This is a genomic window from Polaribacter marinus, assembly GCF_022662535.1.
Classification (GTDB): domain Bacteria; phylum Bacteroidota; class Bacteroidia; order Flavobacteriales; family Flavobacteriaceae; genus Polaribacter; species Polaribacter marinus.
The window spans coordinates 68029-83522 of the sequence record NZ_JAKQYM010000008.1; the positions used below are offsets into that span (position 1 = coordinate 68029).

The window sequence follows — 15494 nt, forward strand, 5'->3', positions numbered from 1 at the left end:
CTTGAACTTACTAAGATCATACATTTCAAATTTTTTAAGCAGGAAAGGAAGCTATGTTTTTTTAGCCACTATTTTTGCAAGGTTATTTTCTTTTTTAGCGGCTTGGTTTGCGCTAAAATTAGTTCCCAACAAAGAATTGGGTGTAGTACTTTTTGCTTATAATATTATTCTTTTTATTATTCCTATTAGTGGATTAGGTTTGCATCAAAGTTTTTTAAGGTACGGAGCTTTACTTACCACTAATGAAGAAAAAAACAGCTTATTTCTCTATGTTTTAAAAAAGGGACTCTTCGTTTCTTTGCTCTTAATAACCTTGATTTCTATTGGTGCCCTTTTTATCGATTTTCAATTTCCAAATACTAAAGTTTATTTAATTTTATTGTCTTTTATAATTATTCCTTCCTTTCTTTTAGAAATTATAAAAGCACAATTGCGATTGAATCATGATAATAAAAAATTTGCCTACACAGAAATTACACAGAGCATTTTACTGCTAATTAATGTCATTGTTTTAAGCTATTTTTTTACCGAAATTGGTTATGCAATTGCTTTGGTTATTAGTCCTATATTTACGTCTCTTTTGTTTATAAAAAAGATAGGTATTAATTTTAAGCTTAAAATAAAATCAAATATTATAGATCTTACTTTCTGGAAATATGGCTTTTTTGCAAGCTTATCTAACGTAGTTACACAACTCCTTTTTGTTATTGACATTTTATTAATTGGTTACTTATTATCAAACACAGAGATGGTTACCAATTATAGATATATTTCATTAATTCCTTTTAGCTTGTTATTTTTACCACGTGTTTTTATAGCCACCGATTTTGTAGCTTTTACAGAAAAAATATACGATAAAAATTATATTAAAGAATACATTAAAAGCTATATGCTCTTATTTCTGCTTGTAAGTATTTTCTTATTAGTCATCTCTTATTTCTTTGGAGGCTTTCTTTTAACATTACTAGATGATAACTTTGCAAAATACACCTCTACTTTTTTTATAATGATGCTAGGAGTGTCTGGAATTTTTATATTTAGAGGACTTTTTGGAAACCTTCTATCTTCTATAGGCAAAGCAAACGTAAATTATTATATTGCTATCATTGCTTTAATTCTAAATATTATTAGTAATTATTATTTAATTCCGAAATACGGTATAAAAGGAGCAGCAATAACATCTGCTGTTTTAATGTGGCTAACAGGTTTGCTTTCTTTTGTCTGCTTTAAAATTCTTTATAAGAAGGCTTTGTTAAAGGTTGCATACACTTCTTCTTCTGCTCCAAAACTTCTGTAAAACTTACCAATATTAGGTAAGTTTCCACCTTCAAAATCTAAAACTATATTAGAGTTCTGGTATTTTTTAATAATATTTGCAATTAAAAAACTTGCTGCTTGTAATCTTCTTCCTTCTGCTGTAAATGCAGAATACAAGTACACAACTTTGTGTTTGTCTTTTATAAAAAAACCTCCGCCCAACAATACGTTGTCTTTAAAAACACCTAAAATATTTCCTTTGTTGTTTTGAAGAAAAACTTTTGCTAAATTCTTTAATTTTGCTTCTGGTATTTTATACTTGTAGTTTTTATTTTGAATTTCGATAAGTTTATCGATAGGAATTGGAAGTAAATTTAACCCTGCCTTCTCCCCTACTTTTATGGCATGTTTTCTTCCTTTAGAAAAATCTTTTTGAAGATCTACATATTCTTTATGAAGTTTTAAAATATAGTTTTTTCGTCTTTCATCTTCTGCTACTAAAAGATTTTTTGCATTTAAACTTAAAGCTACTTTTACGAATTTAAACGGAATTTTATGTAGCATTTTTCTTTGAAGCTCTTCGGAAAGAACATTCTTTGAAAAAATACCTAACTGCTGGCAAAAATAAGGCTGTGTAGCATATTTTATAAAATACTTTGTATTAAACGGAATTGGCATTACCGCTTCATAATCATTTAAAACCAGCACCCCCCAATTGTTTGCCACAATATCTAAATACCAAGAAAAAGCATACACTCTAGATTGTAGCGAATTTTCTATACAATCATCGTATTTTAAAACATCTAAATTTCTTCTTTTTACAAAATTTATCATCTAAGAAATGGCAATTTTTATCATAGACTCGTACAGACGTTTCCATCCTTTCCAACGCAAATAATCACTTAAGCTTTCATTATGAAAGAGGGTGATAAAAGTACCGTTAACGGCTTTTACTTGGTTTTTTAAATCTCTAATTCTACCTAAGGATTGCTTAGGAGTTAGTTTCATATAATCGTTTAAGGTAGTATCCATTAAGGCAAAAGGAAATACTTTTAAGGGTGTTTGAATTTCGAAATCTATATCGTAAAAATAGAAAGGAGTACAAGTACTTGCTCTAAAACCAACGGTACTTGCATAGCCCATAGAATAATCTTCTGTAATTTCTAAATCTATTAAATTTTGATAAGTTTCTGGCAAACTAAACCTTAAATAATGTTGCCTAGATCTGGTTGCCGGCATATTTGTAATTTCTTCTAAACGTTCTTTTTCTTTCTTTAAAATGGTTGCATTATCCATAGAAAAATAAGAAGGATGCAATCCAACCCTAGCATAATCTACCATTTCTTTGATAAGCAATCTGTACTTACTTTTAGAGGCAGAAACATTGGTGTCGAACGTAGTATAATCGCCAATCAAGAAAAAGAAAACGGTTCTAATCTTGTAGTCTTTTTTGATTCTTAATATTTTATCAAAAGTATTAAAAGGATCTTTTTTGATATTGAAGACCACCGCAAAACGATTCCAAACATTTAAAATTCTAAATCTAAAAAGGTCATTAAAAAAGCCTCCAACACTTCTTACTAAGCTTTTGTATTTATAGGCATAGGCATTGTCTATATCTATGGTAGAAATATATTGATATTCTCTTTTTTGATATTGATAATCGGGAAACTTTTCTTGTAAGGCAGCTAATAATTTATAGGCCCAAATATCTATGACCGGTTTTTCTAAAAACCCCTTTTTGTAAGCTAAACTTTCTTGTGCAGTAAAACGTCCGTGCGCATCTTTAACATGTGGTAAATACTCTTCGTAACGCGTAATTAAATAAAAGCTAGCCGCAAAGATATCAAAAGGAATGGCCGATTTTGGTCCGGTTACAAAGAAACAAGGAACGTTGTCCCATTTTTGCATGCTAATTTCTAAATCGTTTACCCCTTGCTCGAATAACAAATCGTTGCTTTTTACAAAGAACTCGTTTGCCAACGGTGTTTTGGTATAGGACATTTTGGGTCCGTTATGTGCCACAAACTCTTCTACTTTAGACGTAAAATTTACAGGAATTAATAGCGTTCTTGTAAGAATGTGTTTAAAAATATAACGAATTCTAGGTGTTATTTTATGCGTATAAACTAGTATCATGTTTTTTGTTGGCAGTTTTCAGTTGTCAGTTATCCATTATCAGTTAGCAATTATCAGTTAGCAGTTATTGTTTACTGCTACTGAAAACTGCAAACTATATTAAGCCTTCATCTGCAAAGCTAAAGTACGCTTTTTCGGTAATTATTAAATGATCTAATAGTTTTATGTCTAAAGTTATGCCCGCTTGTTTCATTTTTTGAGTAAGTTGTTTGTCGGCATTACTAGGTTGTAATTTTCCTGAGGGGTGATTGTGACAAACAATAAGACTCACAGCAGCTAACTCTAAAGCTTTTTTAAAGAGCAATCGAATGTCTACAATAGTGGCCGTTAAGCCCCCTTTACTTATTTGATATTTTGTTAAAACCTTATTAGCGTTATTTAAGAATACCCCCCAAAACTCTTCGTGTTCTAGGTCTGCTATAATGGGTTGCATTAATTGAAACACCTCTTTACTATTTGTAATTTTAGGTTTTTCTAAGGCGGTTTCTAACTGTCTTCTTTTCCCTAATTCTAGCGCAGTAATAATGGCAATTGCCTTGGCATTTCCAATTCCTTTAAAAGCGGATAATTTTTGTACAGAAAGTTTTGCTAACTGATTTATATTACCGTTTACCGATTGTAATATTCTTTTTGCTAGTGCCAAAGCACTTTCTTGCTTATTGCCAGAACCAATAAGAATGGCAATTAATTCTGCATCAGATAGCGTTGTTTTACCTTTTGCTAGTAATTTTTCTCGAGGTCTATCATCTACCGCCCAAGATTTTATACTTCGGTTTTCCATATCTCTGATTTCTATAAACGTACTCAAATGTAAAAAAAAATTGCTGTTTTTTAAAAAACAAAGGACTGTTTTGAAGGCAAATTGCCCCATGAATTAACCATGAATTAACCATGACGTTGACATGACGTTACTATGACGTTCCTATGACGTTGCTATGACGCTGCCCCATGTTAAAAATGCCCCTTGCATTGATATAAAATGCCCGTAGCCATTCTTAGATAAATTTTGACATGATTACTGCCCATTTTTATGAAACTTACCATGCGTGTGTTCTCATTTTAGCAAAAGACCCAAAATTGAAGCCGCAGAAAAAAGAAAAATTAAAATATTCATAACTCAAACAGACTTTTGTATCTTTGTGGCCTATTCCAATATTTTTTTTAATATGAAGATTATAATAGCTGGTGCTGGAGACGTCGGTTTTCACTTAGCTAAATTGCTTTCTTACGAATCACAAGATACGTATATCATAGATTTTGATGGAGACCGTTTGAACTACATTAACAATCATTTAGATGTGATTACCAAAAAAGGAGATGCCACTTCTATCAAATTGTTAAAAGAAATTGGCATTGATTCTGCCGATTTGTTAATAGCCGTTACCGAAAGTCAAAACACCAATTTTACCATTTCTGTGATTGGAAAATCTTTAGGCGCCAAAAAAACCATTGCAAGAATAGACAATCCGGAATTTTTAAATAATTGTGAGATTGATTTTAAACAATTTGGAGTAGATTTTATGATTTCTCCGCAAGAATTGGCTGCCAATGAAATAAAAATGCTCTTAAACAGATCATCCTTTAATGATACTGTAGAATTTGAAAGCGGTGTTTTTAATGTAATGGGAACTTCTTTAGGCTACAAATCGCCTTTATTGCATTTAACGGTAAAAGAAGCAAGACAAAAATTTAATACCGTAGATTTTACTACGATTGCCATTAAAAGAGAAAATCTAGCCCAAACCCTTATTCCTAGAGGAGATACCGTATACCAGTTAAACGATCAGGTTTATTTTTCTGTACCCAATTACAGTATGAAAGACTTGTATCCTATTATAGGAAAAAAGCAATTTAACATCAAAAATGTTATCATATTAGGGGGCAGTAGTATTGGAGAAAAAACAGCTAGAAACCTTTGTAAAGACAACTTTAACGTTAAGTTGATTGAAAAAAATAGAGATAAAGCAGAAAATTTAGCCGAAGCGTTAAGTGACACTTTGGTGATTAATGGAGATGGAAGAGATTTAGAGCTATTAGAGCAAGAAAACATTAGAGAAACCGATGCCTTTATAGCCGTAACAGGAAATTCTGAAACCAATATTATGTCTTGTTTGGTAGCCAAATCAAAAGGAGTTAAAAAGACCATTGCTTTGGTAGAGAATATGGATTATATCGAAATTTCTCAAACCATTGGCATAGAATCACTTATCAATAAAAAACTAATTGCCGCGAGTAATATTCTGAGGCATATACGCAAAGGAGAAGTTTTGGCTTTGGCCAACTTGCATAATATAGATGCCGAAGTATTTGAATTTGAAGTACAAGCAGGCACTAAAGTAACCAAAAAGCCGGTAAAAGATTTACGTTTTCCTAGAGAAGCCGTATTTGGAGGAATAATTAGAAATGGAAAGCCCATGACGTCTTTTGGGAGTATGCAAATACAAACCGGCGATAAAGTGATTGTTTTCTGTTTGCCCGAAGCCATTAGTGCGGTAGAAAGTTTTTTTAAATAAGCTATGATTACTTTAAACACCAAAATTATTTATCGTTTTTTAGGGATTACAGCCATTTTAAATGGTATTTTTATGTTTATAGCCCTTCCCTTTAGCTTTTATTATGAAGAACCCGAAAAATGGGGGATTTTAAACGCAGGTATAATTACTGTTTTTATAGGATTGCTTCTTTATCTATTTAACAAACCCACAAGTACCAATATTCAAAAAAAAGAAGGTTATTTAATAGTAACGCTTGGTTGGCTTACCCTTTCTATAACAGGTATGTTGCCTTATTTACTCTCTGGCGCCATCCCCAGTGTAACCGATGCCTTTTTTGAAACCATCTCTGGATATTCTACCACAGGTTCATCAATTTTAACCGATATAGAGGCCATGCCCAAAGGAATTCTTTTTTGGCGAAGTGCCACACATTGGATTGGTGGTATGGGAATTATAGTACTAACCATTGCCATTTTACCCCTTTTAGGAATTGGCGGTATGCAGCTATTTATGGCAGAAGCCCCAGGACCTTCTGCAGACAAACTACATCCAAGAATTACAGATACAGCCAAACGTTTGTATTTGATTTATCTACTTTTAACTTTTGTTCAGTTTTTTTTACTAAAAGTAGCAGGTATGACTTGGTTTGATGCCATAAACCATGCTATGGCAACCCTTAGTACTGGAGGTTTTTCTACCAAAAATAGCAGTGTAGCCTTTTACAATCATTTGCCATTGGTACAATATATTATTATCTTTTTTATGTTTGTAGCCGGTACCAATTTTGTACTTACCTATTTTGCCTTAAAAGGAAAAATACAAAAGGTATTTAAAAGCGAAGAATTTCGATATTATTTATTTGGTGTTTTAGGTATTTCTGCTATTGTTATTAGTATTATTTACTTTTTTCAAGACCCCAATTTACAAACTAGCATTGCCCACCCTATGGTTTACGGAAGAGCCGAAAGTGCTATACGACATGGCCTTTTTCAGGTAATTTCTGTAGTGACTACTACAGGATTTGTTTCTGCCGATTTTACCATGTGGAGTTATTTTGCCACCGGTATTTTCTTTGCCTTATTTTTTACAGGAGGCTCTGCCGGATCTACCAGTGGAGGCATTAAAGTTGTGCGCCATATTGTAATGCTAAAAAATAGTTTTTTAGAATTTAAAAAAGCATTGCACCCCAATGCCATTATCCCTGTAAGATATGATGGTAAAAAAATAAACCAGACCATTGTATTTAATATCCTTTCTTTCTTTATTATTTACATGCTAATCTTTATCATTTCCTCTGTAATCTTAACCCTTTTGGGCTTAGACTTTATGTCTGCCATGGGTGCTGCTGCTTCATCATTAGGAAATATAGGTCCTGCTATAGGCTCTGTGAGCCCTGTAGACAGTTTTGCCCATTTGTCTGTAGGAGCCAAATGGTTTTGTTCTTTTTTAATGTTAATAGGTAGGTTAGAGCTGTTTACCGTACTTATTTTATTTACCCCATTTTTTTGGAGAAAAAGCTAATTAATTTTTTAGTTAGTTATTTTTTTATATTTTTAGTGCTTACAAAATCTATTTTTTACTATGAAAAAAGCGCTATTATTACTTGTTTGTTTGTCCTTTTTAAACGTTTTAAAAAGCACTGCACAGGATAAAGATGTGGTATTTGAAAATTTAACTTATGTAAACCAACAATTTAAAGATTACAATAAGTACCATACCATTTGGGCGGTAGACAATACCACTAAAGAATTGGTTTGTTTTGATAAATTTGGTTCTTATAGAGCAAAAATGGACGAGATTATTATAGAAGCTAAAGATGGTTCTGCTACCCTTTTAAACTTTAAGTGTAAAACTGGAAAATGTTTAAAAAAGATGGGAGAAACCAACGGAAGTAGAACAGGTTATTCTATGAACCTGAGCCAAAAATTAAGTCCAGTTATAGAAAAACTAAATGCAATTATAAAGGAATATTACCCAAATAATAATAATAATAATAATAACAGAAAATACTCATCCGAAACAAAGAAGAATGTAAAGGAAATTTTAGCCAGAGTTACCGAAATTTTTCAAACACAAAATGATTACAAAAACAAATGGTATGTAGATTGGGACCAACAACATATGTATTCTGTATCCGATCTTTGTAAAACCTATATCCCTTTAGGCAAAGGAGTACGCATAGAAGCCTCTGGAAAAGGTTATAAATTTTTAGCAGACAGTAAAATTATAAGAGCCAAATGTACCTCTTTTGACTCTTATGACACCTCTACTTATAACCACTTAAAAACAACACCTGCCCTAGAAGAAGTGATCTATTTATTTGATGAAATCTTAACAATGACCAAGTAAGTTGTTCTTTTTAGTTAGCTTAGTATTACCATATTGTAAAATCTTTTTATAAATTTTTTGTTTTTGTTTTTTTTTGTAGATTAGTACTCTAAATAATTTATAACATGAAACAAAACAACTTATTTAAGATTGCTCTCGTATTTTTGATGGCAATTAGTACGAACTATGTTTTTGGGCAAGGGACTGAAACTTTTGACAACATTGACACAAGCTCAAGCACGTCATACACTACTAGAACTTGGACTGGTGATGATGGTTCAACATGGACTGCAACAAATTCACGAACTGGTACTGCAACATTTGTCGCTTCAGGACAGGGAGTAGGTTTAAATGATGATAAGGCTAATACCTATGTAGAATCAGGTACAATTACAGGAGGTATTGGAGAAATTACACTAACTGTAAAACAAATCTTTGCTGGTTCAGGATCTGGTTCTGTAACAGTATATATTAACAATGTAAGTGTAGGCACAGTACCTTACGATGATACTGAAACAGGTATTACCACTACAATTCCTAATATTAATCAATTAGGAAGTTTTGTTATAAAAGTAGCCAATAATATTGGTGGTAGCAGTAGTGGAGGAGAAAATAGAGTTGCTATAGACAATATAACTTGGACAGCTTTTTCTTCTGTAGACCCAACCGTAACATTTAATGCTGAAACAAGCACAGTTAATGAAACCGATGCTACTTTTGACATTGATATTCCAGTTACCGTTTCTAATTACGATGGTAACCAAATAGACCTTACAGTTACTGTAACTGGTGGAAGTGCAGAAGGTGCAGACTATGTCTTAAATACAACTGCATTAACATTTACTGAAGATGGCACACAGAATATTAATCTTGATATAAACCCTGACTTAGATGATTTTGATGATGAAACCATTATTATAACAATTGCAGAAGGAGGAGGAACTCCAGTTACTGGTTTAACTATTACGCAAGCAACACATACGGTTACTGTTACAGAAGACGAGACACCTCCAAGTATTGGTTTTGATGCTGCTACTAGTTCTGAAAATGAAACGGATGCTACTTTTACAAGTGCCAACATTCCGATTACAGTTAGCAATTACTCTGGAACTCCTATAAACATCAATGTTAGTGTTACAGGAGGAACCGCTGCGGGTGGAGATTATACTTTTACATCACCAACAGCATTGTCTTTTTCTACAAATGAAACTCAAAACATTACCTTAGATATTAACGACGATGCAGATGCAGATAACGAAACGGTTATTTTAACGATTACCGAAACTAGTAGTGTAACTGGTTTGGTGATTTCGCAAGCTACGCATACAGTTACTATTGTAGATGATGAAGTACCTGCCGTTTATTCTGGTGTTGGTACATTTGTAAAAATTACTGATGTTTCTGATATCGTTGATAGCAGTTATTATGTATTAATTGATGAGACAGATGAGTCATTCGCAATGAATAATACTCATAATGGTACTTATCTAGGTAAAACTGATGTAACGCCAGCATCAAATACGCTTACAAATCCTGACGTTTCAATAGTTTGGGAAATTAAAACAAATGGAGCGGGAAAAACGATATTTAATAGTTCCACAGCTAAATATGTTTCTTATACTGGAAGTGACAATAATGTTCAAATTGTTGATGACGTAACTACAGATAATCAAAGATGGACTATTACTTATGAAACAGATGAGTTTCACATAAGTAACTTAGCAGTAACAAATAGAAGATTACAATACAATTCAGGTGCGCCTAGATTTGCTTGTTATACTGGTTCTCAAAGAGATATATCAATTTATAAATTAATCACTCCAACAACTTGGACAGGAAATATCGATTCAGATTGGGCTACACCAGGAAACTGGGATACTAATGAATTACCTACAGCATCAGAAAATGTTGTAATTCCAGAAGTAGCAAACGCACCTATTATTAGTGGAACAACGGCTGCTTTAGCAAAAGACTTAACTATTACAGAAACAGATGGCCTTACTATAAATCCTGGGGGTTCTTTAATCGTAAACGGTACTGCTTCAGGAAATGTAACTTATAAAAGAACCCTTACTTATGATGCAGACAATGCCAAAGCTTGGTATTTGGTTTCTAGTCCTGTAAGTGGAGAAGACATGACAGACATGAGAGCTAATAACACCTTTGCAAGTGGAACAGGTACGAATATTGGTTTTGCACCTTATGACAACTCACAAGCAAATGTAAATGACAGATGGGCTTATTTTGCCAATACTGCTACAGATAATTTGGAAGATGGAAAAGGATATACTGCTAAACTAGGTGCTGCAGGAGATCTTTCTTTTACAGGAACTTTAAATACAGGTGATGTAGCTATTGGTTTAACACAAGGTGGTGTAAATGGTAACAATTTTAATTTAATAGGAAATCCCTACACTGCTTATATTAATAGCAATACTTTTTTAACAGAAGAAGGTATTACTACTTCCGATATTACAAGTGCTACTTTATGGCTTTGGGACCAAGCAGCAGGAAGTTACGAAACTAAAGTTGCAGGAGAAAATTTTAAAATTGCTCCAGGGCAAGGATTCTTTGTAGAAGCTAATTCTGAGAATGATGTAACTTTTACAACAGCAATGCAAAGTAATGAGGATCCAGATACTTTTCAGCGTAGCGCCAATACAAGACCAGAGGTTCATTTATTGATGGATAACGGAGAAGCTTCTAGATACTTAAAAATGTATTATATAGATGGTACTACAACTGGTTTTGATAATGGTTATGACGGAGAATTATTTGGAGGTGTTGCACAACCATTTGCAGTGTACTCTCATTTAATTACAGACAATCAAGGAAAAAGATACCAAGTACAATCTTTACCAAATAGTGATTATGAAAACATGATTGTGCCTGTAGGAGTAAATGCAGAAAGCGGACAAACACTTACATTTACAGCAGCAGCCATGAACTTGCCTACTGATATTAAAGTGTTTTTAGAAGATAGAGACAATAATACGTTTACACGTTTGGATGAAGCAAATAGCGAATATGCAGTTACTTTAACCGAAAGTTTGAACGGAATTGGAAGATTTTACATACATACAACGCCAAGTGTATTGTCTGTAAATGAAACCAACTTACAAAACATTAGTGTTTATACAACAAGTGCTACTACCTTACAAATGGTAGGTTTGCCACAAGGAAAAACAACTGTTGCTATGTATAATGTTCTTGGAAAACAAGTATTAAAGACCTCTTTTAGTTCTAACGGAGTACAAGAACTAGCGTTACCAAAAGTAGCTAGTGGTGTTTATATTGTTCAATTAGAAACAGAAAAAGGAAAATTGAATAAAAAAATCATTTTAGAATAATCTGCTAATTGTAAAAAACGAAACATCATGAAAAAAAATATAGCAAATACAACAGACGAAATTACACGTAAAGAAGCCCTAAAGAAAATAGGGAACTACGGAAAATACGCAGCATTAACTGCCTTAGGGACTTATATGATATTGAATCCGCAAAAGGCACAAGCTTCTAGTCCTGAAGCACCAGGAACAGGATTTTAATTGTTTAAATTATTTTATAAAAACGCTTCGATTTTCGAAGCGTTTTTTTTTTGTATGAATGTTAAAATAACTACATTTATTCCTTATGAACAAACAGCCTCAATTTTTATATAAAGGTATAGAAGACAAAACTCTTACTTGGTTTGAGAACAGTAATGAATACTTGGTATTAGAAAACACAACCGCTGCCATTTTAGAACAATTGAGCAATAGGGTTTCTGTTAAAGAAATTGCAAAAAAATTGTCGGAAAAATTAAGTATTCCTATAGACAAAACCATTGATTTTGTTTTAAATCTAGAAGCACAATTATACAGTCCGCAAACAAAGACAAACCCTAAAATAGTTAATGATTATAGAGATTTAAAAATTCCAAAAACATTTGAATTTATAAAGTACTATAAAATTAATGACATTGTATTTAAAATTTCTTTTGCCCATGAGTTAGAGATGTCTTATGTGCATCCCAAATTTGCACATTTAGAAAGCAAAGCTAGTAAATATCAAAACGAATTTGCCGTATTTACCAATCACAATTATCTCTTTCTTTTTGTAGATGGCAGTATGATTGGAGGATGGAATCGGCAAGAAATTCATTACTTTCAAGGTAAATTTTCGATGGAATTGATTCAGAAAATTCATCAAAAAGAAGAAAAAGAATGGATGGGTGTTTTTCATGCCTCTGCCGTAAGTAATGGAAAAAAAGCTATTTTATTTTTAGGAGACTCTGGCAACGGCAAAAGTACTTCATTGGCATTATTGCAAGCCCATGGATTTACTTGTTTGGCAGATGATTTTGTACCTATGGATGTTGCTAAAAAAGAAATCTATAGTTTTCCTGCTGCCATTTCTATCAAAAAAAATAGTTTAGAAACCTTATTACCTATCTATCCAGAATTAGCAACAACAGCAGAATATGATTTTAAGAGACTTAATAAAATTGTTCGCTATTTAAAACCAAACAACCTTAATTTCTTTGCACATTTGCCTTGTAAAGAATTGGTTTTTATTAAATACGAAAAAGACGCAGCACTTAGTTGTAAAAAGATTTCAAAAATAGATGCCTTTGAGCAGTTGGTTCCAGATTCTTGGTTATCGCCTATAAAAGAAAACGCTGCTATTTTTTTAGATTGGTTTGCAGCCTTAAACTGCTACCAACTTACCTATTCTAATAATGAGAAAATGATAGAAACAGTAACAAACTTATTTGATAATGACCTATAAAGAAGTGCTATTTTTTGTTGGAAAATGTTTGACCATAAATTATGAAAAGCACAATAAAAATATTGTTGAAAACGAATTAAAAACAAACCATATAGATTGGGATGCTGTGGTAAAATTAAGTACTGCACATTATGTTTTTCCTGCTTTGTATTGTAATTTAAAAAGAGCAGGATTTTTACCTTATTTACCCGAAGAATTGGTGAATTATATGGTGCATATTACCGATTTGAATAGAGCACGAAACCAACAAATTATAGCTCAAGCCCAAGAAATTAATGCCTTATTAGTAGCGAATGGTATTACCCCTATTTTTTTAAAAGGAACAGGAAATTTGCTAGAAGGCTTGTATGAAGATGTTGGTGAACGAATGGTGGGTGATATTGATTTTATATTTTCTAAAGAAGATTATACCAAAACAATCGAAGTTTTATCTAATTTTGGATATACCAAAGTTCATGATACAACCTATGATTACCCAATGTTTAAGCATTATCCTAGATTGCAAAAAAAAGGTAATATTGCTGCTGTAGAAATTCATAAAGAGCTTTTGCTAGAAACCTATGCCGATGAGTTTCATTACAACTTGGTACAAAAAGACCCTCAACTTTTAGGAGGAGTTTATGTATTGAGTTATGAAAATCAACTTTCGTTATCTATCATTGCCAAACAAATTAATGATGCTGGTTTTTATTATAAAAACATCGCCTTAAGAAATGCCTATGATGTTTTTTTATTATCGAAAAAAACCCATGCAAAAACAGCTTTTACAAAGTTTGACAAACTAAAAACCCCTTTAGAATGTTTTTTAGCAAGTTGCTATGAAATCTTTAACAAACCTACATCATTAGAATACCTTTCTAGTAAAGAAACAGAGGCCTATCTAGAAGTATTTAACAAACAAATACTAAATGATGGTTTTAGAAAAAAACAATATAAAACCACAAAAAACAAACTGTTTCTAAAAAGCAGATTGAAGATTGTTTACAAATCTCTATTTGACAAAGCCCACAGAACTTGGTTGCTAAAAAGGATTACAGATAAAAGTTGGCAACAAGAAAAGTTGGTGCAATTAGGACTTAAAAAACCTAAACCAAACGCTTAACCTCATCAAAATCCAATCCGCCATAATTACCAGAACTCATTAAAACCACTGCTGATTTCTCTAAATTTTGACTGAATAAAAAGGCTTTAAATTGATCTGGGTTTGTATAAATAATTAAATCATCTCTTTGAAAAGAATTTGCAATTTGTTGCTCAGTAACCGCTGACAATTGTTTGATTTTTACAGCATCGGGAGCATAAAACACCACCGCTTTATCGGCAGCATCTAAAGCCCCTTTGTATTCTTTTAAAAAAGTTGCATTTAAACTAGAATAAGTATGCAATTCTAAGCAAGCCACAACAGTTCTATCTTTATATTGATTTTTAACGGCTTTTGTAGTGGCTTCTACTTTAGAAGGAGCATGCGCAAAATCTTTAAAAATAACTGTAGACTGATTTTCTGCTATCTTTTCTAAACGCTTACTCGCTCCGTTAAAACTTACAATAGCTTCATAAAAATCATCTTCATCGACCCCCATGTGCTGACAAATCCATTTTGCCCCAGCCAAGTTTTGTAAATTGTGTATGCCAAAAATTTCTAAAGGCAACTCCCCTTCTGGAGTATCTAAAAATGTAGTACCGTTTTTAATGGTGTGCTGGGGAGTATGATAAGGATATTTTTTAATATGATTTTGAGAACTTTCTACCACCTCTTTTACGATTGGATCTTCTTCATTGTACACCATACTTCCGCCATTTACCATAGAATCTGTAAAAATTCTAAACTGCTCTACATAATTGCTGAAAGTAGGAAATACGTTGATATGATCCCAAGCAATTCCGCTTAACAAGGCAATATTGGGTTTGTATAAATGAAATTTTGGTCGCCTATCTATAGGAGAACTTAAATACTCATCACCTTCTAAGAGCATAAATTCATTTTCATCGGTTAAATGCACCATGGTTTCAAAGCCCTCTAATTGTGCGCCTACCATATAATCTACTTCTTTTTCATGATAATTTAGCACGTGTAAAATCATAGAAGTGATGGTTGTTTTACCATGCGAACCCCCAATTACCACTCTTGTTTTATCTTTAGATTGCTCGTATAAAAACTCTGGGTAGGAATATATTTTAAGCCCTAGTTCTTGCGCTTTTAACAATTCTGGATTGTCTATTTTAGCATGCATTCCTAAGATAATAGCATCAAAATTTGATGAGATTTTCTCTGGAAACCACCCCAACTCTTTAGGAAGTAACCCGTATTTTTCTAAACGAAATTTAGAAGGATTATGAATTGCGTCATCACTTCCAGAAACTTGGTATCCTTTTTGGTGTAAAGCAATTGCTAAGTTGTGCATTGCACTTCCGCCAATAGCAATAAAATGTATGTTCATCAATAAAATTTAAAGGGGTAAAAATACAAAAGCTTCTTACAATATTGATTATATTTAGAACGAAACT

General features: G+C 32.6%; 12 protein-coding genes. 8 read left to right on the forward strand and 4 right to left on the reverse strand.

The genetic code is table 11. The features are described from left to right. Position 1: 1 nt before the first annotated feature. Positions 2-1297 carry an MATE family efflux transporter gene (locus tag MC378_RS11480; RefSeq protein WP_242178900.1) on the forward strand — a complete coding sequence of 432 codons (1296 nt, stop codon included), beginning with the start codon at positions 2-4 and terminating at the stop codon, positions 1295-1297. Here the strand turns inward: MC378_RS11480 and MC378_RS11485 are convergent. The 3 genes from MC378_RS11485 to radC all read right to left on the reverse strand — a co-directional run bounded on the left by MC378_RS11485 (position 1237) and on the right by radC (position 4177). After that, positions 1237-2091, reverse strand: a complete 855-nt coding sequence (locus tag MC378_RS11485; protein ID WP_242178901.1) for a hypothetical protein — start codon at positions 2089-2091, stop codon at positions 1237-1239. The genes MC378_RS11480 and MC378_RS11485 overlap by 61 nt on opposite strands. After that, positions 2092-3396, reverse strand: coding sequence for a polysaccharide deacetylase family protein (locus MC378_RS11490; RefSeq protein ID WP_242178902.1), 1305 nt, complete (start codon positions 3394-3396; stop codon positions 2092-2094). It abuts the gene before it with no gap. A 94-nt stretch (positions 3397-3490) separates the two neighbouring features. Next, a complete protein-coding gene (gene radC / locus MC378_RS11495) occupies positions 3491-4177 on the reverse strand; it encodes a RadC family protein (RefSeq protein WP_242178903.1) in 687 nt (228 codons plus the stop codon). Between the two features lie 385 nt (positions 4178-4562). On the opposite strand from radC, the gene trkA reads away from it, so the two are divergent. The 7 genes from trkA to MC378_RS11530 all read left to right on the forward strand — a co-directional run bounded on the left by trkA (position 4563) and on the right by MC378_RS11530 (position 14091). Further along, positions 4563-5909, forward strand: a complete 1347-nt coding sequence (trkA, locus tag MC378_RS11500; RefSeq protein ID WP_242178904.1) for a Trk system potassium transporter TrkA — start codon at positions 4563-4565, stop codon at positions 5907-5909. 3 nt (positions 5910-5912) lie between these two features. Continuing rightward, positions 5913-7412 carry a TrkH family potassium uptake protein gene (locus tag MC378_RS11505; RefSeq protein WP_242178905.1) on the forward strand — a complete coding sequence of 500 codons (1500 nt, stop codon included), beginning with the start codon at positions 5913-5915 and terminating at the stop codon, positions 7410-7412. A gap of 60 nt (positions 7413-7472) precedes the next feature. After that, positions 7473-8240, forward strand: a complete 768-nt coding sequence (locus MC378_RS11510; RefSeq protein WP_242178906.1) for a hypothetical protein — start codon at positions 7473-7475, stop codon at positions 8238-8240. Between the two features lie 104 nt (positions 8241-8344). Next, positions 8345-11569, forward strand: a complete 3225-nt coding sequence (locus tag MC378_RS11515; RefSeq protein ID WP_242178907.1) for a T9SS type A sorting domain-containing protein — start codon at positions 8345-8347, stop codon at positions 11567-11569. Positions 11570-11596: 27 nt separating this feature from the next. Next, positions 11597-11767 (forward strand): hypothetical protein, encoded by a 171-nt coding sequence (locus MC378_RS11520; protein ID WP_242178908.1) that lies wholly within the window; start codon positions 11597-11599, stop codon positions 11765-11767. An 85-nt stretch (positions 11768-11852) separates the two neighbouring features. Then, complete coding sequence (locus tag MC378_RS11525; protein WP_242178909.1) at positions 11853-12989, forward strand: phosphoenolpyruvate carboxykinase (ATP); 1137 nt, start codon at positions 11853-11855, stop codon at positions 12987-12989. Continuing rightward, a complete protein-coding gene (locus MC378_RS11530) occupies positions 12979-14091 on the forward strand; it encodes a nucleotidyltransferase domain-containing protein (protein WP_242178910.1) in 1113 nt (370 codons plus the stop codon). Before MC378_RS11525 ends, MC378_RS11530 begins: the two co-directional genes overlap by 11 nt. On the opposite strand, the gene MC378_RS11535 is transcribed toward MC378_RS11530, so the two are convergent. After that, a complete protein-coding gene (locus tag MC378_RS11535) occupies positions 14075-15427 on the reverse strand; it encodes a UDP-N-acetylmuramate--L-alanine ligase (RefSeq protein WP_242178911.1) in 1353 nt (450 codons plus the stop codon). The two genes, MC378_RS11530 and MC378_RS11535, sit on opposite strands and share 17 nt — an antisense overlap. Positions 15428-15494 lie beyond the last annotated feature (67 nt).